Origin of the sequence: Brevibacillus sp. HB1.2 (genome assembly GCF_013332495.1) — a bacterium.
Lineage (GTDB): Bacteria > Bacillota > Bacilli > Brevibacillales > Brevibacillaceae > Brevibacillus > Brevibacillus porteri.
Genome location: NZ_JABMIU010000003.1, coordinates 397,814 through 424,411, shown reverse-complemented (window position 1 = coordinate 424,411; position 26,598 = coordinate 397,814). Strand labels below are relative to the sequence as shown.

General features: G+C 48.4%; 27 protein-coding genes. 8 read left to right on the top strand and 19 right to left on the bottom strand.

From position 1 onward, the window contains the following. Positions 1–14: 14 nt before the first annotated feature. From yihA to racE, 11 genes are all read right to left on the bottom strand, one after another. On the bottom strand, positions 15–662 hold the full coding sequence (yihA, locus tag HPY28_RS10060) for a ribosome biogenesis GTP-binding protein YihA/YsxC (protein ID WP_017247498.1): 648 nt from the start codon (positions 660–662) through the stop codon (positions 15–17). Further along, entirely contained in the window at positions 659–2,998 is a 2,340-nt protein-coding gene (lon, locus tag HPY28_RS10055; protein WP_017247497.1) for an endopeptidase La, read from the bottom strand. Before lon ends, yihA begins: the two co-directional genes overlap by 4 nt. Positions 2,999–3,244: 246 nt before the next feature. Continuing rightward, on the bottom strand, positions 3,245–4,942 hold the full coding sequence (gene lonB / locus HPY28_RS10050) for an ATP-dependent protease LonB (RefSeq protein ID WP_174230511.1): 1,698 nt from the start codon (positions 4,940–4,942) through the stop codon (positions 3,245–3,247). A gap of 197 nt (positions 4,943–5,139) precedes the next feature. Beyond that, positions 5,140–6,405 carry an ATP-dependent protease ATP-binding subunit ClpX gene (gene clpX, locus HPY28_RS10045; protein ID WP_007722243.1) on the bottom strand — a complete coding sequence of 422 codons (1,266 nt, stop codon included), beginning with the start codon at positions 6,403–6,405 and terminating at the stop codon, positions 5,140–5,142. A gap of 20 nt (positions 6,406–6,425) precedes the next feature. Further along, entirely contained in the window at positions 6,426–7,007 is a 582-nt protein-coding gene (clpP, locus tag HPY28_RS10040; RefSeq protein ID WP_007722241.1) for an ATP-dependent Clp endopeptidase proteolytic subunit ClpP, read from the bottom strand. 132 nt (positions 7,008–7,139) lie between these two features. Then, positions 7,140–8,432 carry a trigger factor gene (tig, locus tag HPY28_RS10035; RefSeq protein WP_017247495.1) on the bottom strand — a complete coding sequence of 431 codons (1,293 nt, stop codon included), beginning with the start codon at positions 8,430–8,432 and terminating at the stop codon, positions 7,140–7,142. A 125-nt stretch (positions 8,433–8,557) separates the two neighbouring features. Further along, positions 8,558–9,097, bottom strand: a complete 540-nt coding sequence (locus tag HPY28_RS10030; RefSeq protein ID WP_174230596.1) for a metallophosphoesterase family protein — start codon at positions 9,095–9,097, stop codon at positions 8,558–8,560. Positions 9,098–9,127: 30 nt separating this feature from the next. Next, on the bottom strand, positions 9,128–9,721 hold the full coding sequence (locus HPY28_RS10025; RefSeq protein WP_174230510.1) for an XTP/dITP diphosphatase: 594 nt from the start codon (positions 9,719–9,721) through the stop codon (positions 9,128–9,130). Next, positions 9,714–10,475 (bottom strand): ribonuclease PH, encoded by a 762-nt coding sequence (rph, locus tag HPY28_RS10020; protein ID WP_017247492.1) that lies wholly within the window; start codon positions 10,473–10,475, stop codon positions 9,714–9,716. The genes HPY28_RS10025 and rph overlap by 8 nt, the downstream gene beginning before the upstream one ends. 235 nt (positions 10,476–10,710) lie before the next feature. After that, positions 10,711–11,763 carry a GerMN domain-containing protein gene (locus tag HPY28_RS10015; RefSeq protein ID WP_174225860.1) on the bottom strand — a complete coding sequence of 351 codons (1,053 nt, stop codon included), beginning with the start codon at positions 11,761–11,763 and terminating at the stop codon, positions 10,711–10,713. A 96-nt stretch (positions 11,764–11,859) separates the two neighbouring features. Beyond that, positions 11,860–12,672: a glutamate racemase gene (gene racE, locus HPY28_RS10010; RefSeq protein ID WP_174225861.1), complete on the bottom strand. Its 813-nt coding sequence runs from the start codon at positions 12,670–12,672 to the stop codon at positions 11,860–11,862. 170 nt (positions 12,673–12,842) lie between these two features. Between racE and HPY28_RS10005 the strand changes: the two genes are divergently transcribed. After that, a complete protein-coding gene (locus tag HPY28_RS10005) occupies positions 12,843–13,874 on the top strand; it encodes a superoxide dismutase (RefSeq protein ID WP_174225862.1) in 1,032 nt (343 codons plus the stop codon). A gap of 78 nt (positions 13,875–13,952) precedes the next feature. Here the strand turns inward: HPY28_RS10005 and HPY28_RS10000 are convergent, their stop codons facing one another. Next, positions 13,953–15,059 (bottom strand): peptidylprolyl isomerase, encoded by a 1,107-nt coding sequence (locus tag HPY28_RS10000; protein WP_017247488.1) that lies wholly within the window; start codon positions 15,057–15,059, stop codon positions 13,953–13,955. 112 nt (positions 15,060–15,171) lie between these two features. On the opposite strand from HPY28_RS10000, the gene HPY28_RS09995 reads away from it, so the two are divergent. The 5 genes from HPY28_RS09995 (at position 15,172) to HPY28_RS09975 (ending at position 18,714) form a co-directional block, all read left to right on the top strand. Then, positions 15,172–15,603 carry a hypothetical protein gene (locus HPY28_RS09995; RefSeq protein WP_017247487.1) on the top strand — a complete coding sequence of 144 codons (432 nt, stop codon included), beginning with the start codon at positions 15,172–15,174 and terminating at the stop codon, positions 15,601–15,603. 213 nt (positions 15,604–15,816) lie between these two features. Then, positions 15,817–16,572 carry a Gmad2 immunoglobulin-like domain-containing protein gene (locus HPY28_RS09990; RefSeq protein ID WP_174230509.1) on the top strand — a complete coding sequence of 252 codons (756 nt, stop codon included), beginning with the start codon at positions 15,817–15,819 and terminating at the stop codon, positions 16,570–16,572. A gap of 98 nt (positions 16,573–16,670) precedes the next feature. Beyond that, positions 16,671–17,189, top strand: a complete 519-nt coding sequence (locus tag HPY28_RS09985; protein ID WP_017247485.1) for a sigma-70 family RNA polymerase sigma factor — start codon at positions 16,671–16,673, stop codon at positions 17,187–17,189. Next, the gene (locus HPY28_RS09980; protein WP_174225865.1) at positions 17,182–18,114 is read left to right on the top strand and encodes a DUF4179 domain-containing protein; all 933 of its coding nucleotides are present in this window, start codon (positions 17,182–17,184) and stop codon (positions 18,112–18,114) included. The genes HPY28_RS09985 and HPY28_RS09980 overlap by 8 nt, the downstream gene beginning before the upstream one ends. Before the next feature lie 153 nt (positions 18,115–18,267). Then, positions 18,268–18,714 carry an acetyltransferase gene (locus HPY28_RS09975; RefSeq protein WP_174230595.1) on the top strand — a complete coding sequence of 149 codons (447 nt, stop codon included), beginning with the start codon at positions 18,268–18,270 and terminating at the stop codon, positions 18,712–18,714. 273 nt (positions 18,715–18,987) lie between these two features. Here the strand turns inward: HPY28_RS09975 and HPY28_RS09970 are convergent, their stop codons facing one another. From HPY28_RS09970 to HPY28_RS09950, 5 genes are all read right to left on the bottom strand, one after another. Then, entirely contained in the window at positions 18,988–19,149 is a 162-nt protein-coding gene (locus HPY28_RS09970) for a hypothetical protein (protein WP_167403182.1), read from the bottom strand. A 2-nt stretch (positions 19,150–19,151) separates the two neighbouring features. Further along, positions 19,152–19,712 carry a MauE/DoxX family redox-associated membrane protein gene (locus HPY28_RS09965; RefSeq protein ID WP_174230508.1) on the bottom strand — a complete coding sequence of 187 codons (561 nt, stop codon included), beginning with the start codon at positions 19,710–19,712 and terminating at the stop codon, positions 19,152–19,154. Positions 19,713–19,727: 15 nt separating this feature from the next. Next, positions 19,728–21,512 (bottom strand): ABC transporter ATP-binding protein, encoded by a 1,785-nt coding sequence (locus tag HPY28_RS09960; RefSeq protein ID WP_017247480.1) that lies wholly within the window; start codon positions 21,510–21,512, stop codon positions 19,728–19,730. Beyond that, positions 21,509–22,042, bottom strand: a complete 534-nt coding sequence (locus HPY28_RS09955) for a TlpA family protein disulfide reductase (RefSeq protein ID WP_174230507.1) — start codon at positions 22,040–22,042, stop codon at positions 21,509–21,511. The genes HPY28_RS09960 and HPY28_RS09955 overlap by 4 nt, the downstream gene beginning before the upstream one ends. A 210-nt stretch (positions 22,043–22,252) precedes the next feature. Beyond that, entirely contained in the window at positions 22,253–23,170 is a 918-nt protein-coding gene (locus tag HPY28_RS09950; RefSeq protein ID WP_174230506.1) for a PhzF family phenazine biosynthesis protein, read from the bottom strand. Between the two features lie 127 nt (positions 23,171–23,297). Here HPY28_RS09950 and HPY28_RS09945 point away from each other — a divergent pair, with 127 nt between their 5' ends. Further along, positions 23,298–24,167: a LysR family transcriptional regulator gene (locus HPY28_RS09945; protein WP_174230505.1), complete on the top strand. Its 870-nt coding sequence runs from the start codon at positions 23,298–23,300 to the stop codon at positions 24,165–24,167. Positions 24,168–24,185: 18 nt separating this feature from the next. Further along, positions 24,186–24,563 (top strand): DUF3899 domain-containing protein, encoded by a 378-nt coding sequence (locus HPY28_RS09940; protein WP_017247476.1) that lies wholly within the window; start codon positions 24,186–24,188, stop codon positions 24,561–24,563. A gap of 51 nt (positions 24,564–24,614) precedes the next feature. Here HPY28_RS09940 and HPY28_RS09935 read toward each other — a convergent pair whose 3' ends face one another. Both HPY28_RS09935 and HPY28_RS09930 read right to left on the bottom strand, forming a co-directional pair. Next, positions 24,615–25,565, bottom strand: coding sequence for an ABC transporter ATP-binding protein (locus tag HPY28_RS09935; RefSeq protein WP_026042968.1), 951 nt, complete (start codon positions 25,563–25,565; stop codon positions 24,615–24,617). Further along, the gene (locus tag HPY28_RS09930; protein WP_026042967.1) at positions 25,562–26,584 is read right to left on the bottom strand and encodes an ABC transporter ATP-binding protein; all 1,023 of its coding nucleotides are present in this window, start codon (positions 26,582–26,584) and stop codon (positions 25,562–25,564) included. Before HPY28_RS09930 ends, HPY28_RS09935 begins: the two co-directional genes overlap by 4 nt. Positions 26,585–26,598: the final 14 nt, after the last annotated feature.

The following is a 26,598-nucleotide window of genomic DNA, read 5'->3' as shown; positions in this document are numbered from 1 at the left end:
ATTGGGTCTAAGAATTACTCATTGGCTGGAGCAGTCTCCTCAGCCTTGGCAGCCGTCTCCCTGGCCATTTCCTCGCCAGCACGGATACGACGCATGATTTCTGCCCACAGTTCATCCTTGCCTTGACCTGTCTCCGAGGAAAATACAATGATCGTATCATCCCCGCGCAAATTCAGGCTTTGACGGATGATCTTCGTATGCTGTAGCCAACGCCCGCGAGCGATTTTATCACCTTTCGTCGCTACGACTACGGTAGGGATCCCGATTTGCTTGCACCAATCGTACATCGCAATATCGTCTTTACTCGGAGCATGGCGAATATCGACCAGTTGAATAATGAAGCGAAGCTCTTTCCGGTTTTTCAAATAGCCCTCGATCATTTTTCCCCATTGTTCCTTGATCGTCTTCGCTACCTTTGCATACCCATAACCCGGGAAGTCAACGAAGTAGAGCATTTGATTGACACGGAAATAGTTCAATGTCTGGGTTTTACCCGGACGAGAACTGATCCGGGCAAGCCCTTTGCGGTTCATCATTTTATTGAGCAAGGATGATTTCCCTACGTTGGAGCGTCCTACCAGCGCGATCTCATGGAGACCATCCGTAGGATACTGCTTCGGTCCAACCGCGCTGATAATAAACTCTGATGATGTTACTTTCATGCTTTGTCACCTACTGGCTGTTTAGTTAGCGCGTGACGCAGCACTTCATCTAAATGATCAACTGGATAGAATGACAGTTCACCGCGTACGCTCTCCGGGATATCCTCGATATCCTTCTCGTTGTCTTTTGGCAAAATGATCGTGGTTAAACCTGCACGGTGAGCAGACATGCATTTTTCTTTCAGCCCGCCAATTGGCAGTACCCGACCTCGCAATGTAATCTCCCCGGTCATCCCCACTTCTTTTTTCACAGGGATTTTCGTCAGGGCGGATACGAGTGCGGTTGCCATGGTAATCCCAGCAGAAGGACCGTCTTTTGGAATCGCCCCTTCTGGAAAATGGATGTGGATATCGTTCTTCTCGTGGAAGGACGGATCAATTCCCCACTGATCTGCATGGGAGCGAATATAGCTAAACGCAGCCTGCGCAGATTCCTTCATGACGTCACCCAGTTTCCCTGTCAGGGTGAGCTTACCTTTTCCAGGCAAAATGCTGACTTCTACATTCAGCGTATCTCCACCTGCTTGTGTCCAAGCCAGACCCGTAACGGAGCCGACTTGATCTTTTTTCTCCGCCAGTCCATAGCGGTAACGCGGTTTGCCAAGCAGTGTCTCCAATGTCTTTACCGTAACCACGACACGCTTCTTCTCCCCGCTCACGATCAGCTTGGCAGCTTTGCGGCATACGTTGGCTGCTTCGCGATTGAGGTTGCGAACACCCGCTTCTCGCGTGTACAAACGAACGAGCTTCAGCATCGCATCGTCGTTCATTTTCAGCTTATCTTTGCCCAGACCGTGATCCTGCATTTGCTTCGGCAAGAGGTAATCACGCAAAATGTTCAGCTTTTCCAATTCGGTATAGCTGGAAATCGAGATGACCTCCATCCGGTCCAAGAGCGGACGCGGAATCGTATCGAGACTGTTTGCGGTCGTAATAAACATGACGTTCGTCAAATCATAGGTCTCTTCGATATAGTGGTCACTGAATTTATCATTTTGGTTTGGATCGAGTACTTCGAGCAGCGCAGAAGCAGGGTCTCCACGGAAATCGGACGCGAGCTTGTCGATCTCATCCAGCAAAAAGACAGGATTAATCGTACCTGCTTGCTTCATTCCTTGTATGATTCGTCCTGGGAGAGCACCGACATACGTGCGGCGGTGTCCGCGAATTTCTGCTTCATCGCGTACTCCACCCAAGGAAATGCGAACGAAATTGCGACCGATTGCACGCGCTACGGAACGGGCCAGAGATGTTTTCCCGACACCCGGAGGGCCTACCAGACAAAGGATTGGTCCACGCATGGAGTTTACCAGCTTTTGTACTGCCAAATACTCCAAGACGCGCTCCTTCGGTTTATCCAAGCCGTAATGATCTTCATCGAGAACTTGCTGTGCATGATGAATATCCAGATTGTCTTCGGTCGTCTTCGCCCACGGCAGTGCAAACAAGGTATCGATATACGTACGGATGACTGAGCCTTCCGCAGAAGTCGCCGGCATCTTTTCCAGACGCTCGAGCTCCTTCTCAATCTTCGCTTTGATCCGCTCAGGAGCATCCGATTTTTCGAGCTGAGCACGCAGCTCATCTACTTCACCTTGGCGTCCGTCCTTGTCGCCCAGCTCTTTTTGGATAGCTTTCATTTGCTCACGCAGGTAATATTCCTTTTGCGTGCGCTCCATCTGTTTCTTCACGCGGTTGCCGATCTTGCGCTCCAGCTCTAGTACTTCGCGCTCGTTGTTCAAAATGGTTAAAAGAATTTCGAGACGTTCCTTGATGTTGGTCGTCTCCAAAATTTCCTGTTTGTCCTTCATCTTGAGTGGCAAATGCGAAGCAATCACATCTGCCAAACGTCCCGGTTCCTCAATGTCCTGCACAGAGGTTAGCGTCTCTGGAGAAACCTTTTTGGACAGCTTGATGTACTGCTCAAAGTGGCCCAGCAAGGAACGCATTAATGCTTCCACTTCGTTTTGCTCTGTTTTTTCATCTTGCAAATATGTAATCGACACGACGAAATAATCTTCCTGTTGAAGATACTCCTCGATCTTCGCGCGTTGCAAGCCTTCTACCAATACACGGATTGTCCCATTCGGCAGCTTCAGCATTTGTTTCACACGCGCAACGGTACCAATACTGTAAATTTGCTCAGCATCTGGCTCTTCTATATGGACCTCTTCCTGTGTCGCAAGCAAAATCTTGTTATCGTCTACCATGGCTTGCTCCAATGCGCGGATGGACTTTTCCCGTCCAACGTCCAAATGGAGTACCATTGTCGGATAAACAAGCAATCCTCGCAACGGGAGAAGCGGTAATTCTCGTTTACCGGAACGTTCGCCCAAGCGGATGCACCTCTCCTTGTTGATCTACCCTCTTACAAAGAGCCTTATAACAGACAAAAACGGCCCTCAAAGCCGTTTTTCAAACGCCCGCCCGGCCCCAAAAAACGAGACAAAAAAGATCTCGCAATCATTTTTTGTGGAGCTCGTTTCAGGCCGGGCAAGGCCTCAGGCTCTTTGCAAGCAGAAGCTTTTTTCCATTGTAGCGCAAACACAATCCGATGTCTAATCCGCGAGCATACCCGACTGTTACAGGGATAGCGGAGAGGAAGCGAGATCCTCTGCTGGGATTTGCAAAGTAAATCCCGTCGCCTCTTCTTCTTGCATAGTAACTTGCGGTACAGCTAGCTCAATTACCTCAGTGACAGTTGACACTGGTATGATTTCGATCCCTTTCATGTCTGCAAAAATGCTTTGCCAGTTTTCCTGTGGAATGAGGACTCTGGTCGCTCCCGCTTGTTTGGCGGCCTCTACCTTCGCAACTACACCTCCAACTGGCTTTACCTTCCCATGAATACTGACTTCGCCAGTCATGGCCAGTAAATTATCGACAGGCTGATTAAAAATCGCCGAGTAGATCGCAGTAGCAATGGTAATGCCCGCAGAAGGCCCATCAACAGGGATGCCTCCCGGAAAATTGATATGCAGATCGTAATCATACGGGCGGACGCCCATTCTGTTCAGGACAGTCAAAACGTTTTCGATCGATCCTTTTGCCATCGACTTCCGGCGGATCGTCCGGCTACGGCTGCCCATCTCCTCTTCTTCAGCCATTCCTGTCATCGCCATTCGACCTTGACCAGGAACAGCGGTGGGAGAAGCAGTCACTTCCAGCTCCATCACACTGCCCATGTTCGGACCGTACACAGCAAGACCGTTGACCAATCCGACCTGCGGTGTATCATGTACCTGCTTTTCTGGGCGAGGCGATTTTTGACTGCTGTGCATCACCCATTCCACATCGGCAGCCTGGATGTCATTGCGGTCTTCCGTCAAGGCAATTCCCGCAGCGATTTGCAGTGTATTGATCGCTTCACGTCCATTGGTCGCGTAGCGCTCGATCACGGAAACAGCACCATCTTCCATATTCATATTCATTTTAGGCACGGCCGTACGCACGATACTCCCAATTTCTCCAGCTTTCAATGGGCGGAAAAAGATTTCCAGGCAACGGGAACGAAGCGCAGCAGGCAGTTCTTCTGGTAGCCTTGTCGTCGCTCCAACCAGGCGGAAGTCGGCCGGCAAACCGTATTTGAAAACGTCATGAATATGCGAAGGAATTTGGTTATTTTCCTCGCTGTAGTAAGCACTCTCTAGCATGACTTTACGGTCTTCAAGAACCTTTAGTAACTTATTCATCTGCACAGGATGAAGTTCCCCTATTTCATCAAGAAAAAGCATGCCACCGTGCGCTTTCGTCACAGCGCCTGGCTTTGGCTGCGGAATTCCCGCCTGCCCAAGCGAGCCTGCCCCTTGATAAATAGGATCATGTACAGAGCCAATTAACGGGTCAGCAATCCCGCGCTCATCAAAACGAGCAATCGTCGCATCAATTTCAATAAACTTGGCATCAGAAGAAAACGGCGATAGCTGATTTTTCTTCGCTTCTTCCAGCACGACCCTAGCCGCTGCGGTCTTGCCTACACCAGGCGGTCCATAAATAATGACATGCTGTGGGTTGGGACCACACAAAGCGGCACGCAACGCACGAAGCCCATCTTCTTGTCCTACAATTTCTTCCAAAGTCGCTGGTCTTGTTCTCTCTGACAGAGGCTCAGTCAATGCAACCATTCTCATTTTACGAATAGAATCAAGATCCTTACGCGATTCCTTTTCGGTTGAGGTTTTCGTGTTTCTCTGCGCTCGCAGCAAGTTCCAAAAGTAGGTGCCGATCACGATACCAACAACCACTTCAATGACAGCAATGACCAATGTCGTATAGTCCATATGCAGTCCCTCCCATGCGTCTTCGCTTGCGGTCAACTTTTGTCCCCCGAAGAGAGGGGAACACGTTCCTGACCGTTTTGTGCATATGTAAAGCTTCTCTTGAACGATATCAAGTAGTATTGCCCCGCAAGCGTAGACATAAACCAACAACAAAAAAACCACCTCGCCTATAACGAGATGGTTTGTGTAGACAATACTTATGCTGTTTCTTCGTGCAATTCCTGGCCTTCTTTGGTCAACAATTGCGGCTTCACTTTGTCGCGAACCGTTTCTTCGGTAATCACGCACTTGTTGACGTCTTCTCTGGAAGGAAGCTCATACATCATATCGAGCATGATTTGTTCGATAATCGCACGCAGGCCGCGCGCACCAGTGTTGCGCTTAATCGCTTCTTTCGCGATTTGCATGAGCGCACCGTTATCGAACTCCAGCTCAACACCGTCGAGACTCAGCAGTTTTTGGTACTGTTTCACCAAAGAGTTTTTCGGCTCTGTCAGGATACGCACGAGCGTCTCCTCATCCAGTGGCTCCAAGGTAGCCAGCACTGGCAAACGACCGACGAACTCCGGAATCAGACCAAATTTCAGCAGGTCTTCCGGCAAAATGTATTTCAGGTATTCTCCGGCTTTCAGATCGCCTTTTACGCCATCGCCGAAGTCTGCACCGAAACCGATGACTTTTTTACCCAAACGACGCTTGATAATCTGCTCGACGCCATCAAATGCACCGCCGCAGATGAACAAAATGTTCGACGTGTCGATTTGGATGAACTCTTGGTGAGGATGCTTACGTCCGCCTTGTGGTGGCACACTCGCAACGGTCCCCTCCAAAATTTTCAAAAGCGCTTGTTGAACGCCTTCACCAGATACATCACGCGTGATGGATGGGTTTTCCGATTTGCGGGCTACCTTATCAATCTCGTCGATGTAAATGATTCCTTTTTCAGCCTTCTCAACATCATAATCAGCAGCCTGGATGAGCTTGAGCAAGATGTTTTCAACATCTTCACCCACATAGCCTGCCTCTGTCAGAGAAGTTGCGTCCGCAATCGCGAAAGGTACATTCAGAATGCGCGCCAATGTTTGCGCGAGCAACGTTTTTCCGCTACCAGTCGGACCGATCAGCATGATGTTGGATTTTTGCAGTTCCACATCCTCGATCTTCGCCCCGGAATTAATCCGTTTGTAGTGGTTGTACACCGCTACAGACAAGGACTTCTTCGCCATATCTTGACCGATCACATAGTCGTCCAAGATTTTGCGAATTTCCACTGGCTTTGGAATTTCTTTCATATCGATTTCTTCTTCAGTACCCAGTTCTTCCTGTACAATTTCATTGCACAGTTCGATACATTCGTCACAAATGTAAACACCAGGACCAGCTACCAGCTTGCGCACCTGTTCCTGGGACTTGCCGCAGAAGGAACACTTCAGTTGGCCTTTGTCGTCGTTAAACTTAAACATGCGCTTCACCTCACAACGGGTCAGTTTTTGCGTTCGATAATAGAGTCAATCAATCCGTAGGCCTTTGCTTCTTCTGCGCTCATGAAATTATCGCGATCTGTATCTTGCTCTACGCGTTCATAAGGCTGACCTGTCCGCTCAGACAAAATCTCATTTAGCTGGCGCTTCGTTTTCATAATCCATTCCGCATGAATGCGGATGTCTTCTGCTTGCCCACGCACACCACCGAGCGGTTGGTGAATCATTACTTCGGCATTTGGCAGAGCGAAGCGCTTGCCTTTTGCACCAGCAGCCAACAGGAAAGCACCCATGCTGGCAGCCATGCCCACACAAATCGTGGACACATCCGGTTTGATGTACTGCATGGTGTCATAGATGGCCATTCCTGCTGTAACAGAACCACCTGGAGAGTTTATGTATAGCGATATGTCTTTGTCCGGATCTTCTGCCTGCAAGAAAAGCAGCTGAGCAACAACAAGATTGGCGATTTCATCATCAATCTCGGTGCCCAAGAGAATAATCCGGTCTTTCAGGAGGCGCGAGTAAATATCATAGGAGCGCTCGCCCCTGCTTGTTTGCTCGATGACCATAGGGATTAACATTATGTATTTTCCTCCTTTGCCGAAAAAAGTCAATGGTGGAAAAACAAGGCACGATACACTCGTGCCTTGTGGTCTTGACAGCCAGCGCTCAGGGTTAGCCTGCCCACTGACCAATCATGCGTTCTTCTAAGCTTATGCTGTTACTTTGCTTTCTGCAACCAGCAAATCTACTGTTTTGCGAGTTTGCACATCGCGGTACAGAGCAGCCATGCCATCTTGTGCGGAGAAGATTTTGCGCAGCTCGTCTGCTGGGCGGCCGTATACGCCAGCCAGTTTCTCGAGTTCTGCAGTTACATCTTCTTCTGTTGCTTCGATGTTTTCTGCTTTGCCGATTGCTTCCAAAGTCAAGGAAGTGCGAACGCGGGATGTTGCGTCTGCACGCAATTGATCACGCAGTTGGCTCTCATCCATGCCGGAGAACTGGTAGTACAGTTCCAGCGTCATGCCTTGGTATTGCAGACGTTGACCAAATTCATTTACCATTTGATCCAATTCATGCTCAACCATTACTGCTGGCAAATCGATCTCAGCGCTTTCAGCTGCTTTCAGAACGAGTTGCTCACGAACATATTGATCTTTTTCTTGCGCTGTTTTTTCTTCGAGTTTTTTCTTGGTGTCTGCTTTCAGCTCTTCCAGCGTGTCGAACTCGCTCACGTCTTTGGCAAACTCATCATCCAAAGCAGGCAGGTTTTTGCGCTTCAGGCTGTTCAGCTTTACTTGGAATACCGCTTCTTTACCAGCGAGGTTAGGAGAGTGGTACTCTTCAGGGAAAGTTACGGTAATTTCTTTTTCTTCGCCGATGTTCAAGCCAGCCAGTTGCTCTTCGAACCCTGCGATGAAAGTACCGGAACCCAGTTCCAGAGAGTAATCTTCCGCTTTACCGCCTTCAAAAGCTACTCCGTCTTGGAAGCCTTCGAAATCGATTACAGCGATATCGCCTGTTTGTGCTGCGCCTTCTTCTACTGCAACGAGCTCAGCATGACGCTCTTGCATACGCTTCAGTTCAGCGTCAACGCTCTCTTCAGTTACAGAGAAGTCTTTATCTTCGATGGACAGACCTTTGTAGTCGCCCAGCTTCACTTCAGGCTTCACAGTTACAGTCGCTTTGAAGATCAGGTTTTTCCCTTGTTCCATTTGCGTTACGTCTACTTCTGGACGATCTACTGGCTCGATACCAGCTTCACGAACAGCTTGTCCGTATGCAGTTGGAAGCAGAATGTCAAGAGCGTCTTGGTACAAAGATTCTACACCAAAACGGGATTCGAACATTTTGCGTGGTACTTTTCCTTTACGGAATCCTGGAACTTGAACTTTTTGAACCACTTTTTTAAACGCTTGATCCAATGCTGCGTCTACTTGCGTAGCATCTACTTCAATCGTCAGGACTCCCTGGTTATTCTCTACCTTTTCCCAATTTGCTGCCACGTAAACTTCCCCTCCTAAATCGAATCAACAGAACATCGCCAGCCGCGCCATGGTATCTTCGCAGGCTCGGATGATAATATTCTAGCCATTATAACCATTCTAGTATAGCACAAATCTTTTAGTTTTCAAGAAGACCTCATTGGTCGACGAACAGAATAGTTCCCTCCCAATTGTGGAACCGGGTTGCCTAAATGATCATAAAACGCCACGGATATGTAAACTTCTGTCGGAGTCGTTCCTGTCTCTTCTAAAAGAGCATATGTCGGTACGTGAAAACCTCGCGGCATTTGCAAGCTGCCCGGATTCAGAAACAAGATGTCTCTCTCGACGCCACAGACAGGTACATGAGAGTGACCGAATACAACTACATTTGCTCCTACCTCTTCTGCACGGTAATGAAGGCGCAGAAGAGAGCCTTTCACTCCGAAAAGATGCCCGTGCGTTTGCAGGATGTGAAGGTCGCGCCATTCGGTCTCTTGCTCAGTCGGCACCTCTTGTGTCGAATCGCAATTGCCTCGGACAAGCGTCATGTTGGAAAACGGCTCGCGCTTATGGTCGACACAAAAATCGCCACAATGCAAAATTTTTTCGACATGATGTCGGTTGACGACCTGGCTTACTTCCCGAACCAAGCCGTGGCTATCGCTCATGATGAGAATTCCCATCACGCCTCACTCTCCTGTTTTCTCTCTTGTCTACTTGATGACTTCAAGCAGCTGCTGCATGGCACGAGCGCGGTGGCTGATCTGGTTCTTTTCTTCTGGCATGAGTTCAGCCATCATTTTGTCCATCGATGGAATGTAGAATACCGGATCGTATCCGAAGCCGTTTGTCCCTTTTGACTCACGCGCGATCACACCCTCACAAGCGCCAGTGGCAATGATTGGCTCCTCGCCAGGAATCACCAACGCCAACGTACAACGAAAGCGGGCTGTGCGTTCCTCTGTCGACACCTCTTCCAGCTCTTTCAACAATTTACGCCAATTCTGCTCGTCTGTTGCATCTTCCCCGGCAAAGCGTGCGGAGTAAACCCCTGGGCGTCCTTCCAGCGCATCTACTTCCAGACCAGAATCGTCACCGAGGGCTGGCATTTTCAAGTATGTAGAGATTTCGATTGCTTTTTTCAGCGCGTTTCCTTCGAAGGTGTCCTTGTCTTCTACTACCTCGGGCACACCGTCAAATTCAGCGAGGCTAATTCCTTCCCAGCCAGCATCTGCGAACAGCCTGTTGAATTCTTTCACTTTTCCTTGGTTACGTGTTGCAAGAACGACTTTTTTTCGATTAGGCATGACTTTCCTCCGCTACTGATTGTGCAAAAGAGAGCGAAACATCAGCGAGCGCCTCTTTTTGACTGTTAATCAAGTTGTCAATGCCAACTTTTGCAAGGGCAATCATTTCTTGTAGCTGTTCAGGTGAAAACGGAGCATCTTCCCCTGTTCCTTGCAGCTCGACAAACTTTCCTTTTCCCGTCATGACGACATTCATGTCGACAATCGCTGTAGAATCTTCTTTGTAGTTGAGATCGAGCACTGCTTCCTCGCCGACAACCCCTACTGAGGTCGCTGCCAGGAAGTCATTGAGCGGCAACTGCTTCCAGGTGCCACTATCCACCAGCTTTTGCATCGCGTCTACCATTGCCACGAAGGCTCCGGTAATCGAAGCTGTCCGCGTACCTCCGTCTGCCTGAATGACATCGCAATCCAGCCAAATGGTGCGTTCACCCATTGCTTCAAGGTTCACAACGGATCGCAGAGCACGTCCGATCAGACGCTGAATCTCCATTGTGCGTCCACCGACTTTTCCTTTGGACGACTCACGCGCGTTGCGGGTCGCTGTTGCTCGGGGAAGCATGGAATACTCGGCTGTGATCCAGCCCTTCCCGCCACCACGCATAAAAGGCGGCACCCGGTCCTCCAAAGTCGCCGTACAAATCACCTTTGTGTCTCCGACTTCAATTAGGCACGATCCTTCTGCGTGTTTAATGTAATTGCGCGTAATGGTTACAGGACGCAATTGATCATGGGCACGGCCATCCACTCTCATTCCAAGTTCCTCCTAAATCACTTTGTTACACTCCGCTCATTATACCAGAGGCGGGAAACGATCTGCCACTGCACAAACGTCTCTTCCTTATTTACGTTAATTGCAAATATTCTTGAATAAAAATTTCAAGCAGACATCGGTTGCTCCTTGGCGGCTGGAGGACTGTAAGCACTGGTGACAAGCAAGCAAGTGGCGAACAAAAACCACGCTCGTTAATACGGGCGTGGCTCGTTCCTTACATCTGTATGGGATTGAGCTGAACCGGGCGGCTCACTGGCTTGGTAAACTCACCACTGGCTAGCGGTTTTCCTTCCACCAGCAGCTGCACTTGCTTGGCTCCTGTCGTTTCTGTCAATGACAAGACCAGTGATTGCAGAGCTTCTGGGCTCGCTTCCTTACCATCGTCATACTTGAGGATGTCACTGCTCAAATTGACTGTCACCAACTCTTTTTCCTGCTTCACATCCAGAACACGTGTCGTACGCAGCAAGGAACTAAAGAGCTGAGACCCTTGTTTCGGTCCTTTGATCAACTCTTCAACGGTTGCCTTGGCAATGTCAGCCGTTTCAGGAACCAGGCGAGTGACTGGGACATAATACGTACGTGTATCATCCAGCTGTCCTTGGAAATAAACCGTTATGCTGGAGGTATCTCCTGGTACCGCCCCATCGCCCAATTCGAGATTGACTCCTTGATTCCGGTCTAATAGCGTTATCGGTGTTTTGGCTGCTGGCATTTCCGTCAACGGCGTTCCGTTCACCCAAATTTGCACAGTCTTGACGTTGCTAAATTCCGTCAACGCCCGGGTGACTGCATCGACAATTTTCTTCTCGTCTTTTTCCTCGTACGTTTTGAAGTCTTTGGAAAAATCGACAGTGGCTATGCCATTTTTAATGACAAGTCCTTTTACTTCTGTCCCTTTAGGCAAGACAGCGGAGAAGCCACCCTGGAGCATGCTCTCTACCGGACCACCTTTTACCATGTAGCTCAATACTTGTTTGGCAGGACCTTCTGATTTCGGAAGAGTCATCGAGACAGGAACGATGTATCCGTTAGCATCCTGCAAATACACCATTCTCTCTCCAGTCTCCTGAACGACCGGTTGTGCACCTTCTTTTGCAGCATCCGGGGTCGGCGTGCCGTTTGGCAAATCAACTGATACCTCTGACTGTGGTGGTGCATCAATACGAATCGTTTCCTTTTCCGGGCCAAAGAGACCGCAGCCCGACAAAAGCACTGCGCTAACCCCCAGCACGGCCGTCATTTTCCCGATGTGCCTTATCTTCATTACCCCAGCCTCCTCCAGACACTTTGTACTACCATGTATACGAGCTAGGCTTGGGTTTATGCGTTGAAAGTTTGTCTCGCTAGACAAGGTCTTCCATCAGGGATGGACGGTTTTTTCCAATGAGTTGTGCCGGACGTTCACTTTGCAATCCAGCCATTCTTCTGCAATGGTCCGGAATTTGTGGGCGTCCCCACTCGTCACAAACAGATGTTCCGGACGCTCTATTTGCTTGCTTTCGGCGTCCGTCGCAATTTGCAGGGACAATTCTCGCGCTGTCTCTTCTGCGGAGTTGATCAAGCGTACTCGATCTCCCATCACTTCCGAAATGACCGGTGCGAGCAACGGATAGTGTGTACAACCCAAAATTAACGTGTCCAAATCTTCGTGCAAGAACGGGGCGAGCGTTTCTTTTACGACTCTTCTTGCTTCCTCCGAGTTCGCCATGTGGCTCTCCACCAGTGGCACAAATGCGGGACAAGCCATGCCTGAGACGTGCAGATCCGGTTGAATCCGTAAAAGCGCACGCTCATACGCCTTGGTACGAATGGTCGTTTCTGTCCCGATGACACCGACCCTTCCGTTTTTCGTCACTTGTACAGCCGCACGTGCCCCTGGCTCAATCACCCCAATGACGGGCAGTGGCAAATCCTCCATCGCTTCCTCCAGCACGACGGCAGTCGCAGTATTACAGGCGATCACCAATGCTTTTAACGGTGTACGCATCACATAATCGATCATTTGAAAGCTGTAGGCACGAATCTCTTCCGGCGATTTGGAGCCATACGGACAACGGGCATTATCGCCTACATAAACAATCCGTTCTTCGGGTAGCTGACGCATGACTTCCTTCGCAACAGTTAATCCTCCCACTCCTGAATCAATAACGGCAATCGCTCGTTCTCTACTCATGCTAATGTGTCTCCCCTGTTGAAATGAATATAGTACAGCATACCACTCAAACATTTGTGCTACTACCATATGCGGAGATGAAATTTCTTGTACTCCGCAAATGTCGCACCTTCTCTAGGCGCCTTTCATAATGTGGGGAGAGATGATGTGCCCACGAGGAGGAGAATCTTTTGGTAGAAGAAGCCAAGAATTTGTTGGACTGGAGCCAATGGGGCCGACAATGGATCGAGCATTTGCGAAGACATAAGACCCTCAACCGAGAATTCGAACGGCATCTGCACAAATTCGAAGAAACATTTACAGTGATCGGAAGGCAAGCATCGAAGCTTGATTCGACAATAGAAAGCGACGAACTCCCTGCCCTCATCACTCGCGCAGAACAGGTGCAGGAGCAATTCCATCACTTTTTACGACTGGCTCAGTTGAGTGAAGATGAGCATCTGGAAGGAGAGGTGAGGGAACCTGTTCAGGAATCAATGAATGCACAGCCAGCGGTGGCGGAAGAAGTACAAGTGCCTGTAGAGCCAGAACCCGTTTCCTATCCCGGTGCACGTGAGCCAGTCCGTGCGGCACGCCCCGTGGCGGTCGGCCGACATACCCTCCCGCCGCTCCCTTATGCCTACAACGCTTTGGAGCCGTACATCGATGAAGCTACCATGCAAATCCATCACAACAAGCTACACCAAAAGTATGTAGACGATCTCAATACAGCAGAGCGGAAGCTGGCAGAGGCGCGAGAAAGTGGCAACTTCGATCTCGTACGCCATTGGGCACGCGAGCTAGCCTTCAATGGGGCCGGTCATTATTTGCATACGATCTTTTGGCCATCCATGAGTCCAAATGGGGGTGGCACGCCCTCCGGTGATCTCGCAGCGGCAATCAATCGGTATTTCGGTTCGTACGACGCCTTTAAGAGACAATTTAGTCAGGCGGCAGAAAAGGTAGAAGGTCCTGGGTGGGCAATCCTTGTTTGGTCCCCGCGAGCACATCATCTAGAGATTCTAACAGCCGAAAAGCACCAGAACCTGTCACAATGGGATGTGATTCCGCTACTGGCTCTGGACGTATGGGAGCATGCCTATTTCCTGGCGTATCAAAACCAGCGAGACAAGTATGTAGAAAACTGGTGGAATATCGTCAACTGGCCATATGTGGAAGAGCGATTCGAGAAAGCACGAAAACTGCGCTGGGAGCCGTATTAACTTGTATCTCCCCTTCATTGACAAACCCCCTCGTCATCCCAAATGACAGGAATGAGAGGGGGCTTTTGCTGGCTAAGCTTATTCGTTATACGGGACAAATTCGATCTTTTGCACCTTGACCGGATTTTGGATGGGCTTGGCGTTCTCATCTGTTTTCTGGGCAGCGATCTTGTCTACGACTTCCATCCCGGAAAATACATGACCAAAAACAGTGTGGCGATTGTCGAGGTAAGCTCGTCCGCCAATTTCTTTATACTTCGCTTCTGCATTCAACGGCAGCGCCGACAAATCGAGATACTCCTGATCTACCTTGGGGCTCTGTACAATATAGAAATGTGTGCTGTTCGTATTTGGTCCCGCGTTCCCCATACTGAGCGCTCCTCTGAAGTTGAACAGATCTCGGCTAAACTCGTCCTCAAAAGACTCTCCGTAAATACTCGGCAGCTCCTTCCCATCCGGCCCTTTCAAATCTCCTGCCTGAATCATGAAATCGTTGATCACACGGTGAAATATCATATTGTTGTATTGCCCTTTTTTCGCCAGAGTCTTAAAGTTTTCCACCGCTTTTGGAGCTTTGTTCGGGAACAGTCTCAGCTTGATCACACCGGCATCAGTCGTGATCACGCATATTTCTTCGCCTTTGCGTGGCTTCTCCAACTGAATCAGCTTCACATCTGACACATCGATGCCAGAGTCCTGCCAAATGACGCCCCACGCCTTCCAGTTCACCGGGTCTGTCCCGAGTCTGGCCAAGCCAAGATAATCCGTTTTTTCAATGGCCTTGTTATCTGCGGTATACCCGACGTATTTAAATTTCACAATCGCGCGGTAGTTATTGTAGGCATCCTCTTTCGTGACGGTGTACAGCTTGTCCACTTTTGCTTCAATCACCTGAATGTTTTTGTATTTCGCCAATCCTTCCACATAGGTTTTCATCGCAAAATTCGTCATGGAGTCACCTACTACCAGCTTTGCTACCTCAGCAGGTTTGGATCGTTGCTTCACCAGGGATGCGATGAAATCATTTACTTCCTGCTTATCTCCCCCATGTGGGCGGAACTGGTTGACCTGAACTTCGTTACGATAGTCATGAATAGGGTTTGCAGCAGCATGTTGGACAAAAGTCGGACTCAGTAACGGGATCGCAATACTTGCAACGACTGCCAGAGAAACGAGTTTTTTCATTCTTTCCGCCCCCACTAAATTAGAAGATTTTTACACAAGAATAGTATAGCCTAATCTGATTTCAATTGACGATAACATTTTTAATATTCAGTTATTAACATTGTGCGTATGTATGGCGAATGAACGGAACGATCCAGAAAAAGGTGCAGACAGAGACAAGCTATATGCAGATGAAATCAAGATCGAAGCAGAGAAAGTGGAAATGAAGGTTGAAAAATTCACCGTGCCATCTGAATCAGGTAGCCCAAACTGCTTTCAAGATTTACGGAAGAAACTGAAGCGACTACAAGGAAGTGTTTTCCGAGTCGATAAAGGCAGTGTGATTCTTACTGGGGATTTTGGCACACGTATGATCCCGATTTGTGCGATCAGTTCCATCTATACTTGTCGGGTGTACGCTTATGTGACGAATTCAGGTACTCTCGACAACCTTGGTAATAACGTATCCGTCATCAATACCATAACCAACACCATCATCACTTCCATTCCAGTAGGTAACCTACCAAATGCGGTAGCCGTCGGACAGGTGTGTAGCATGATATGATTCACCTCCCCACTCGCAACCTTGTTTCTTGATAAAATGATAAAACCGTCGTATTTCGGTTAAACCGAGTTCGACGGTTTTTCTGTTTTTTTCCATAAAATCTATTGCGTCTTTTTGCATCCCTCCCCCGTCTAACCCATGTAAACTTCATGAAGCTACAACTAAAAACAATCAATCATGACGGCCATATGCCATATAAGGGAGAGACATACCATGAATAAAAAAACCATCACTGTATTTGCTGCTTCTATTTTGACTTGCTCTGTTTTTGCTGGAGCTCTCGGCACTACTTGGGCTAACCAAGCTGTTACCCCAGTAACCACGCAGCAAGAAACAAAAGCAAACGAAGCTGCCAAGCAAACTATGTTCCGGAATATCAAACTAGCAGAACCTGCTCTACTGTACACCTTACAAGGGGAAGCGAGTGTTTTTGAAGGAACATACCAATACGCAGTCAAGCAAGGGAAGCACGTCTTGGCAAAAGGATTCGGCACAGCTTCAAAAGGTGGCCCGGAATGGGGAACTTTTGCGCAAACGATTAAGATTCCAACAAGCGAACTGATCGGAAACGAGCCATTGATGCTCGAGATGTTTGAAATCAACCAAGAGAACGGCGCGATCATCAACAAGCTTTCCATTCCATTAGATAGCTCCGATAAAGTAAAAAACAATAACGTATTTCGTACCCTGAAGCTTGCGGCAACAACTGTCGTGTACAAAGTATCCGGCGAAGCTAGTGTTTTCGAAGGCACCTATCAATATGCCGTGAAGCAAGGCGAACAAGTAATTGCCAAAGGCTTTGGAACAGCATCGAAAGGCGGCCCGGAATGGGGTGAATTCTCTCAGGAGATTGTCATTCCGCTGAGCAATCTATCTAAAAATAAGCCAAGCACCCTCGAACTGTTTGAAATCGATCAAGAAAGCGGCGAAATGAAAAATAAAATGGTACTTCCATTGCAGCAAGGATAAAAAGGATCTACGCTCCCGCAGTGTGTCTCGCGCTGCGGGATTATTTTCGAGAAGTAAGGAAGAACCTAACGTATTCAGTAAGGAGGGTGTGCAGCATCGTGAATCAAACTGAACTGGCGCAAAGAGCCATTTCCGGTGATGAAAACAGCTTTACGCTTCTGATCCAAGAGAGTAGAGAAAAAATATATCGAATGGCTTTTACTTATGTACGAAACAAGGAAGACGCGCTGGAAATTGTGCAGGAGACTGTCTACCGCGCCTTTATCTCCGTACACAAATTGAAGCAGCCGCAATATTTTCAAACCTGGCTGACCAAAATTGCCGTCAACTGCGCCTTGGATCACATACGCAAAGCAAAAAAAGTCGTTTATATGGATAAAGAACATGAAGGCAGCTACGAGCAGAAACCGCGAGAAGATGTCATCGACTTGCATGATGCCTTAGGCCAGCTCGATGAAAAATCCAGAACGGTCATTATGCTGAGATATTTCGAAGACATGCCCATCAAGGACATTGCCGATGTGCTAGACATACCCCTCAGTTCCGTAAAGTCGATCATTTACCGCGGACTGGAGAAATTGAAAGTGAACATTGGGGAGCGTGAATCTCTTGGATAAAAAGCTGGACGATTATAAACAAGCCTATCACGATATTGAAATTCCCGAAGAGTTGGCGGCAGTCACCGAGCAAGCCATCGAACGTGGCAAGCTGCATCGAAAACGCGTGAAAGCAAGAACTCGTTGGGTAAAGCACGCTGGCGTAAGCGCAGCTGCTGTTTTTGTTCTTTTCACGGTCAGCGTGAACACGATGCCCGCTTTTGCAAGTGCTTTGGAAAACGTACCTGGTCTGGGCAAGCTGGTGAAAATATTACAATTCAATAAAGGCAGTGCAGGCGGCGGTACTCCTCAGGATGCCGTAGATGTTAGCTTCATTACGGTACAGAACCAAGGAGACCGGGAAAGCATCATCTTGAACTTTACCCAGGATAATGAGGTACAGCAGAACGCCAGCTCCTTCCACGTAAGTTTTACAGAATATCCGAATACGATGACGTTTGCTGTTGGCGGTGCGAGAAGATTTTCGGCTGTCAAAGATTTCGAGACATTGAAGCAAAGCCCGTATATCGAAGACGCCTACGAGATCATTTCATTGGACGATTCTCTGGTGCGGTTTAATGTGACTTTTAAAGAAGCGATTGCTTATGAAGTGAAAGAGTATAAGGAACCCGCACAGGTTGTGATCACGATTTCGCCAGTAGAAGTATCGCCAGAAAAGCAGCAGCCTGTGTACGCGGTGCGCACTGCTTCCGTGCCGTATGGAGAGACGCTCGGGGCTATGGAGGAATCTCTGCTGGTCGCGGACAATATGCGGGTATTGAAGGACAAGCAAGGTGGATACTTTGTCGAGGCCGGGTACTATCGGACGGAAGCGGAGGCTCAGGAGAAAATGAAGCAGTTAAAGCATGAGTTTGGGGTTGTAGAGCCGCTGTTCGTGGAGAAGAGAGAGTATTTGGAGGTGCCTGGGGGGATTGTGGCGAGGTAGGATTCCCCTCCCCCTTCCCTCTTATCAATCGTCAGATTATTCTGGGAGGATAGAAAAGCTGTGAACATGATAGAAAAGTTCCTAGCGACTCTATATAATAAGCTCTCAAGAGCGCTCTTTTTTGTTTTCTAGTTTGAATCGGGAGGTTTCATGATGAATACCAAAACTGTTGTTTATGAAGCCAGCTATCGTGATCAATTGGTAGATATTTGGTATCGTGCTGTTTGCCGTACTCACCATTTTTTGACGAAAGAAGATATTGAGTTTTATAAAAACATGGTAAAAAATGAAGCACTATCTGCCGTTGAGATATGGATGGAAGTAAACGAAAAGAAAGAGCCAGTAGGCTTTATTGGCCTCGATGGAACGAAAATCGAAATGCTGTTCGTTGATCCAGAATACCACGGAAAAGGGATTGGCAGCAGATTACTCGAACATGCGGAACGCAAGTATGGCTCTAATCTGAAAGTAGATGTCAACGAGCAAAACGAAGGCGCTCACGCTTTCTACAAACGGTATGGGTTTGTGCAAACAGGACGATCTGAACTGGATGGTTCGGGAAGGCCGTTTCCTTTGCTTCATTTGGATTTACAACGTTAATTTTCGTTTGTTCAAAAAACAAGACTGTCTCCTGTAGTAGAATTCTCTACTTGCGAGACAGTCTTGCTCTACTTATTTGCCTGAAAAACTACCAAGGGCATTCACACAAAGGGCCATTTCTTACGCACCCTTTTTGGCATCCTGCAAACGCACTTGCTCCGAGCTTTTGAAGTAATTTCTTGAACATGCTTATCACCTCTTTTTTTACATAATTTGTATCATCAGGAATATAATACAATACTTATATGATAATTGAAAGCGTTTTCTGAAATTTCAAGAAGTAATATTTTTGTCGCTTCTTCTACTATTCTCTTCTGCTGCTTCCATTTTGTTAATGAATGTCCCGAGTACCTTTAATACTTGAAACAGGACAACCAAAATCGCAATGACCGTCACCCATAATACCGCAAACCCAATCACCCAGCCTGTAGACATGTTCATCCCTGCCTTTTTCGCAAAATATGTTGGAACGTACTGATTTCTCCGCTAATAGCCATGAGCAGTGAGATGCACACACTCGAAAAGAAGATAGCGATTACCCAGTTAGCAAATCCGAAATTGCCAGATAATAAATAATGGTCAACACTCGCCCAGCCCCCGCTCCATTGACCTACATAGACGGCCATACTGATGAATACAAGGTTACGCAAAACGAGCTTCCACGATAAAAAATGGTTTCCCGCCATTCCGCCGCATCCGCATGAAATCTTCTTTCTGCCTCTTGCTAGATTGATACTGATCGCAAGTGTGTACGCCCCCAGCAACAAAACCGCCAAGGACAGTCCCAGCGTTGTAAAAAGACCGATCAACAAGGAAATCGCTACAGCGGCTTGCAGCACCAGATCCATATACGTAAAGCTTTTTGACCACGAATAAGGTATGATCTGATAGGCGCGCACAATGGACAAATGCGTGCCCATATCGCTTATTTTTGATACAAACGTGCTAAGAAATAAAAAGGCGAGAATCAGCCGAAACAGCAGACCAAGCTCTTCCATAACACCCCTCCTACGTTACGCAAACCATTTCGCCTGCATGCGGTACATACGCGAATATTCTCCGTTTGCATCCATTAGCTCATCATGATGCCCTACTTCGATCAGCTGACCTTGCTTCATGACAAAAATCCGATCCGCCATTCGTGCTGCAGCCATCCGATGGGAAATAAAAATCGCCGTCTTGTTCTGTGTGAGAGAATCAAACTGCTGAAATACTTCCAGTTCTGCCTGCGGATCAAGTGCAGCCGTAGGCTCGTCCAGAATAAAAATCTCACCTCTTCTGTACAAAGCCCGAGACAAGGCTATCTTCTGCCACTGTCCGCCTGACAGGTCTTCGCCGTCCTGTAGCGTCCGACCCAAAATCGTATCGTATCCACTGGGAAGCTTGCGAATAAAGGTATCTGCACCGGTTTCAACCGCTACTTGCCTCATCTGCGCGGGATTGATTTCCTGCGTCACTCTCCCAATGGTGATGTTCTCTCCGGCAGTGAAATTGTACCGAATGAAGTCTTGGAAAATGACCGTAATATTTCGTTGCAGGTCAGAAATATCGAGCTCATGAATCGACTGATTGTCGAACAGAATATTCCCCGAATGGATCGGATAAAGCCCCATCAAGCATTTGACGAGCGTCGTTTTTCCTGAGCCATTATCGCCAACAATCGCAATACGCTCCCCCGGCTTGATCGTAAAGGAAACTTCATTGATCACATTGCGCTCCATTTTGGGATAGCAAAACGAAACCCGGTCAAACGTAATACCAGATTGCAGCTTCGTGGGAAACTCAGCTTTTCCAGTGAGCTGCGGAATCGTTTTATCCTCATATTCCAGAAAGTCAAACAGATCAGCGATGTACAAGCATCTGTTGACGATATGTGCGAGGTTAAAGGTCATGAGCGAAAGTAGCTGCTGCGTATTCTGTACCGCTTGTGCAATGGCTACAAAATCCCCTACCTTCAGGGCGCTCGCACGAAGTAGCGATACGACCAATCCCAAGCAGCCAATATACATCGAGGAGGTAAAAATCCCTGAGAGAATCAGTGCTTTTTCCCTGCGGTGGAGCAGACGAAGTACCTCTTTCATATTTTTCAAATACAGGCGAGACCATCTGCCTAGCAAAAAGTCCTTTAGCTGAAACAGTCGGACCTCTTTTGAGCTGTCGCGCTCATTCAGGATTGAACTGATATAAGAAGCTTCGCGTATCTCTGGCGTCTGGAGCCTTGCGAGAAAGTATTCCGACATACCAAATTTGATTTGGACAATGAGCAGCGGGATCACAGCTAGCAAGCTCATCACTGCCAATCCCCAGTGAATGCTAAGCAAAAACACCGCATAGGAAATCAGAGTAATCAGATTTTTCCCGAGATCCAACACCCTTTCCACTGGGTCCAGAAAGCGTTCCCCCATTGCCTCTGCCCGGATGCGGTGATGGTGATTGTAAAATTCCGGATCATCGAAATAAGAGAGCGGAACAGATGCTGCCTTCTTTGCTACCATATGCTCCAAATGATATTCCAGTCGTTGCTCCGTATGGGCATCGAGAATGCGCAAGACCGTTTCCAACGCATTGGTCACCAGCGTCACGGAAAACAATCCCGCAAGCAGCCATAGCAATGGCTGGTAATTATCCGTCTGATCTAACGCAATAGCTGTAACCTCGTTCACCATTTCTTTCATGATCCAGATCGTAGCCAACGGGGAAAATGCCAGGATGATTCTGAGGGCAATGGAACAAATGAGCCATAGCTTGCCATGTGCCCAAATCAATCGAACCGTTTTTGTAAAATAGGAACGCGTCATATTGCCTCACCTGCTAGCGCCAGGAGCTTATTTTTGGTTTCCACGGCGGTTATTGGTTTGGCACGAATGACGTCCTGTTCGTCGATCACAAAAACGCTTGGGAAATGATTGATCTGATAGGTTTCAAGCATCGGTTCGTTGCCAATCAGTACAGGGATGCCGGATATGTTGTTTTCTCGCAGCCATTGGGAAGTCGATATGTGCTCGGATTCTGTTGAGATGATAACGGATGCATCTGTGAGTACCCCTCCCTCTGACAATAGTTCGTGCACATGATTGGCACAGTGCCCGCAGCCTGTATGTGTGAAGTTTACGATCAGTGGGCGGGGCAAATGGTTTAGTTGTTGCTCTTGGCCGTTTAGCGTGCGGAAAGGTAGTGATTGTAGTTTGGTGCCGATTGCCGGTCCTGTTTCCGGGATGAAAGGGTGGAAGTGATGGACCTGTCTCTGGGTTTGTTTTAATAGGGTGAGAAGTTTTGCCAATATAAAGGCAAAGATAAGTAGAAAGATCATGTTTAAGGCTATGAGCAAATCTATCGATCCCCTTCCATGCGACTCGAGATTATACGAGAGGCGTAACATATTTTTACAGAGAAAATACCATAATATTCTAGTTTTGTCATTGTTTTATGTTTCAAATATGTTTGTTGGTAGAAAAGATTTTGGTGAGAAAAAGAAACCCCAAACAAGTATTTTACTACTCGCTTGAGGTTTAACTCTTTTTTGCATACATCATAATCTCTATTTCTGTCTCGATTGTGTTAACCCACATATCTGCCCCGCAATCGTCAAATGCGCCTCACCTGCTACTCGAATAACAGGCTCCTCTCCAGATCGATCAACCGTTACATACAGCTTTCCTGGTCGACCAATCGCATGTCCTTGCCCTACGACAAGCTGTGTCACTTTTCCAGCAGGCAGTCTTTCTTCCAATGCCAGATAGCCAGCCAACGCCCCGTTTGCAGCACCTGTTACGGGATCTTCCGCAATTCCGATCGCAGGCGCAAAATCCCTCGTATACAAGTCATAGCCTTCAGGAGCATCCCACGTAAACAAATGGGTTGTTGTGATGCTGTGTTCCCTGTTCATTTCTGCGAGCGAAGAGAGCAGTGGCCGCGCTGCATCAATCGCCTGTCTGGTGCGGACTGGAACGAGTAGATGCATATTGCCAGTGGAAGCGAGCTTCATTGGATAGCGATCGTCCAGATCAGCGGGTGTTATGCCTACCAGCCTCGCTACCTCTTCTCTGTCGAAATCAATCTCCTTCACAGAAGGCTTGATTTGGGTCATTTCCACTCGCTGTAACTGACCATCTTCCATCACCAATTGAACAGGTATCAACCCGACGTTGGTCTCAAACACAATACGGCTACCCTTTTCCAACCATCCGCGCTCTGTTGCCAATAGCCAAGCAGAACCCACTGTCGCATGGCCGCAGAAATCGATCTCAACCGAAGGAGAAAAGTAGCGAATACGAAAATCTGCTTCTGGATGGTCAGACGGCATCAAAAAGGCAGACTCAGGAAGATTCAACTCATTGGCAATTTTCTGCATTTGTTGTAAAGTCAAAGTACCTGCTTCCGGGATGACGCCTGCGGGATTGCCTGCAAATGGCTCTCTCGTAAAGGCGTCCACATGGTATACGCTCACATGATTCATGGTTATTTCTCTCCTTTTGTTAAACGAATGCTTCTCTTACTTTTCATCTTAAAGTGATGCAACCGCGCTGTAAAATGAAGCTTTCGCATACCAACCATGATAAAAACTTCATGAAAGGAGGAGCTCCATGACTTTGTTTCAAATGGAAGTCCTTGTGGCTGTCACGAACGCTGGTAATTTCACGCGAGCTGGAGAACAAATCGGATTGAGCCAGTCAGGAGTGAGTCATACCATCGGCGCACTGGAGAAAGATCTTGGTATTTCCTTGTTCATCCGAAATCGTGGCGGTGTTAAGCTGACCGCAGCTGGCGAAAAAATCGTCGCCTCTGCTCGGACCATATTGGAAAACGTCTCGTTGATTAAACAGGTAGCTGCCGAATCAAGCGAGCATTTGGAGGCGACGCTCCGGATTGCTTCTTTTCCCAGCGTAACCGCTCAGCTCCTGCCAAAATTGCTAAAAGCAATGCAGAGTCACTATCCGCATATGCAAACAAAGTTATATGAAGGAAGCTATCAAGAAATAAAAGAATGGGTTCGCTCTGGGGTTGTCGATGTCGGGTTTCATGTGTGGCCCGATGACGAGCTAGAGGGAATTCTACTGACGACAGACGCCCTGCATGCTGTCGTGCCAGCCCATCATCCTCTGGCAAAAGAGCCCTCTCTTACCTTGGAGCAATTAGCCCGCGAATCGTTTCTCATGCCCATGGCTGGTTGTCACTTGTTGATAGGCGCGGAGTTTGCCAAGACTGGACTTACGCCAAATGTTTCCTATGAAATCGCGGATAATACAACGATACTCGCAATGGTAGAAAGCGGTGTTGGGGTGACAGTCGTTCCGTCACTGACTCTACCAGCGCAACTACCCGATGTCGCTGTCATAGAAATCACACCGCCTCTCTCTCGGCAAATCGGCTTGGCTGTACGCTCGCTTCGTGAAGCCCCACCTGCCGTTCGAGCTTTTTTGCGGGAAGCAGAGCGCATTGTACCCACACTATAAAAAGGACGTGCTTCTTCGTTGACAAAATGGCTCATTCTACTACTCGCTCTCTCGGTGATCAGCAGTGTGATTTTAGGAATTACCATTCAAGCAGGTACGTTGGTTCCATTGATTAACCAGAGCTTTTTAATCGGTCTTTTCCTATTGATCGTTGGGAGTATTGCCGTCGTTACACGCTCTGGATTTTTCACTATATTTCTACGGGGATTCAAACAGCTGAAAGGGATGTTCTTTCGCAAGCCGCGCATGATGGACAGTGACATCGTTCAGGCAAACGACCCTGCTTTCGAGGAAAAGAAAGAGTCATTCGTGCGAGTCGGAACCTCGTTTTTTCTCACGTCGGGCACTGGACTGATTGTCTTCTCGATCATTCTTACCTGTTTCTACTATTTATAATCTCACGAGAAAGGGCTGTCCCACCGATCGGGAACAGCCCTTCTTCCTCTCTTACGACTCTATCAAATGACAAGCCAGCCAATGCCCGGGCTGCGCCTCCTGCCACTTCGGCACTTCTTCCGCACAGCGAGGTTGTACGAGTGGGCAGCGCGTACGAAAACCACAACCACTCGGCTTGTTGGCTGGACTCGGCAAATCTCCCTGCAAAACGATACGCTCCCGCTTCACCGTCGGGTCAGGCACTGGCACAGAAGAAAGCAACGCCTGCGTATAGGGGTGCAACGGACGAGTGTACAGCTCATAGCTCGATGCAAGCTCAACCATTTTTCCCAAATACATGACGCCAATCCGGTTGGAAATATGTTTGACCATGGACAGGTCATGTGCGATGAACAAATAGGTCAATCCGCGATCATGCTGCAAATCCTCTAATAAATTGACGACTTGCGCTTGAATCGAGACGTCGAGTGCGGAGATCGGCTCATCAGCAATGATAAATTCCGGTTCCACTGCCAACGCCCGCGCGATTCCGATCCGTTGGCGCTGTCCCCCACTGAATTCATGCGGAAAGCGCTGCGCATGATCCTTATGCAAACCCACTAGATGGAGCAGTTCCGCCACACGCTCTCGTCTCATCCCGCGACTCAAATGATGAATGTCCAAGCCCTCTGCAATGATATCCTCCACGGTCATACGCGGGTTCAGACTGGCTTGCGGGTCCTGAAAAATCATCTGGGCATCCCGATTGAACTGCCCCGCTTCTTTTCCGCGAAGCTGATGAACATTCTTCCCTTTGAACAGCACTTCCCCATCTGTATGATCATATAGGCGAATAATGGTCCGGCCTAGCGTAGACTTCCCGCAGCCACTTTCGCCGACCAGACCGAACGTCTCCCCTTTGTTGATCGTAAACGAAACACCATCGACTGCTTTCAAATCAAATCCCGTTCCAAGCGAAAAATACTTCTTCAAATCGCGAACATCAAGCAAAGCTTCTGTCATATTCCCTGCCTCCCTGCTGCCACCAGCTCCTCTATTCGCGGTGCCCGTGGATCGTGGAGCCAGCAAACTGCCTGATGTCCACGCCCGAATTCGCTCGTCACGGGCATCTGCTGTTCGCATATCTCCATCGCAAAATCACAGCGGGCAGCAAACGGACAGCCGACGGGCGGATTGAACAAATCTGGAGGGCTGCCTTCGATGGGAATCAGCCGTTGCTTTTCACCTTCATCCAAACGAGGGAGAGAGCGCATCAGTCCCCATGTATACGGGTGACGAGGATTTGCAAAAACGTCCTCAACCGTCCCAGTCTCTACCACCATTCCTGCATACATGACAACCATGCGATGAGCGATCTCGGCTACGACTCCCAAATCATGGGTAATAATCACAACCGACAACTCCTGTTCCTCTTGCAGTCGCTTGAGCAAATCCAAAATTTGCGCCTGAATCGTCACATCCAGTGCTGTCGTCGGCTCATCAGCAATCACCAGCTTGGGTTGGCAAGCAAGAGCAATCGCAATGACCACACGCTGACGCATCCCTCCGCTGAATTGGTGCGGGTACTGATCGATTCGCTTTTCCGGATCGGGAATTCCTACGAGTGAAAGCATCTCTATCGCTCGCTTTCGCGCTTCCTCTCGCGATACTTGGTGGCTGCGAACGAACCCCTCTACGATTTGTGTCCCTACCTTCATCGTCGGATTGAGCGCTGTCATCGGGTCTTGAAACACCATGCCGATCTGCGTTCCGCGAATACCCAGCAGCTCTTTTTTGGGCAGGTGACTGATTTGGGCTCCTTCAAATACAACCTTTCCCCCGACGATTTTTCCAGGTGGATTCGGAATTAATCCCATGATCGCTTGAGCCGTAACGCTCTTGCCACATCCACTCTCGCCTACGATGGCAACCGTCTCCCCTTTGTCCACGTAAAAGGACACTCCCCGCACGGCTTGAACCTCACCACCATATGTCTTGAAATTCACCCGCAAGTTATCGATTGTCAGCAAATGCTGATTCATCCTCATTCCCCCTG

Coding starts and splice junctions, on each gene's coding strand:
- HPY28_RS09990 (WP_174230509.1), top strand. CDS start 15,817: ATGAATAAAAAAACCATCACTGTATTTGCTGCTTCTATTTTGACTTGC.
- HPY28_RS09945 (WP_174230505.1), top strand. CDS start 23,298: ATGACTTTGTTTCAAATGGAAGTCCTTGTGGCTGTCACGAACGCTGGT.
- HPY28_RS09995 (WP_017247487.1), top strand. CDS start 15,172: ATGGCGAATGAACGGAACGATCCAGAAAAAGGTGCAGACAGAGACAAG.
- lonB (WP_174230511.1), bottom strand. CDS start 4,942: ATGGACTATACGACATTGGTCATTGCTGTCATTGAAGTGGTTGTTGGT.
- HPY28_RS09960 (WP_017247480.1), bottom strand. CDS start 21,512: ATGACGCGTTCCTATTTTACAAAAACGGTTCGATTGATTTGGGCACAT.
- HPY28_RS10015 (WP_174225860.1), bottom strand. CDS start 11,763: ATGAAGATAAGGCACATCGGGAAAATGACGGCCGTGCTGGGGGTTAGC.
- HPY28_RS09975 (WP_174230595.1), top strand. CDS start 18,268: ATGAATACCAAAACTGTTGTTTATGAAGCCAGCTATCGTGATCAATTG.
- HPY28_RS09930 (WP_026042967.1), bottom strand. CDS start 26,584: ATGAATCAGCATTTGCTGACAATCGATAACTTGCGGGTGAATTTCAAG.
- rph (WP_017247492.1), bottom strand. CDS start 10,475: ATGAGAGTGGATGGCCGTGCCCATGATCAATTGCGTCCTGTAACCATT.
- HPY28_RS09950 (WP_174230506.1), bottom strand. CDS start 23,170: ATGAATCATGTGAGCGTATACCATGTGGACGCCTTTACGAGAGAGCCA.
- HPY28_RS09935 (WP_026042968.1), bottom strand. CDS start 25,565: ATGACAGAAGCTTTGCTTGATGTTCGCGATTTGAAGAAGTATTTTTCG.
- yihA (WP_017247498.1), bottom strand. CDS start 662: ATGAAAGTAACATCATCAGAGTTTATTATCAGCGCGGTTGGACCGAAG.
- HPY28_RS10030 (WP_174230596.1), bottom strand. CDS start 9,097: ATGGGAATTCTCATCATGAGCGATAGCCACGGCTTGGTTCGGGAAGTA.
- HPY28_RS09965 (WP_174230508.1), bottom strand. CDS start 19,712: ATGGAAGAGCTTGGTCTGCTGTTTCGGCTGATTCTCGCCTTTTTATTT.
- HPY28_RS10000 (WP_017247488.1), bottom strand. CDS start 15,059: ATGAAAAAACTCGTTTCTCTGGCAGTCGTTGCAAGTATTGCGATCCCG.
- HPY28_RS10025 (WP_174230510.1), bottom strand. CDS start 9,721: ATGCCTAATCGAAAAAAAGTCGTTCTTGCAACACGTAACCAAGGAAAA.
- clpX (WP_007722243.1), bottom strand. CDS start 6,405: ATGTTTAAGTTTAACGACGACAAAGGCCAACTGAAGTGTTCCTTCTGC.
- HPY28_RS09970 (WP_167403182.1), bottom strand. CDS start 19,149: ATGTCTACAGGCTGGGTGATTGGGTTTGCGGTATTATGGGTGACGGTC.
- racE (WP_174225861.1), bottom strand. CDS start 12,672: ATGAGTAGAGAACGAGCGATTGCCGTTATTGATTCAGGAGTGGGAGGA.
- clpP (WP_007722241.1), bottom strand. CDS start 7,007: ATGTTAATCCCTATGGTCATCGAGCAAACAAGCAGGGGCGAGCGCTCC.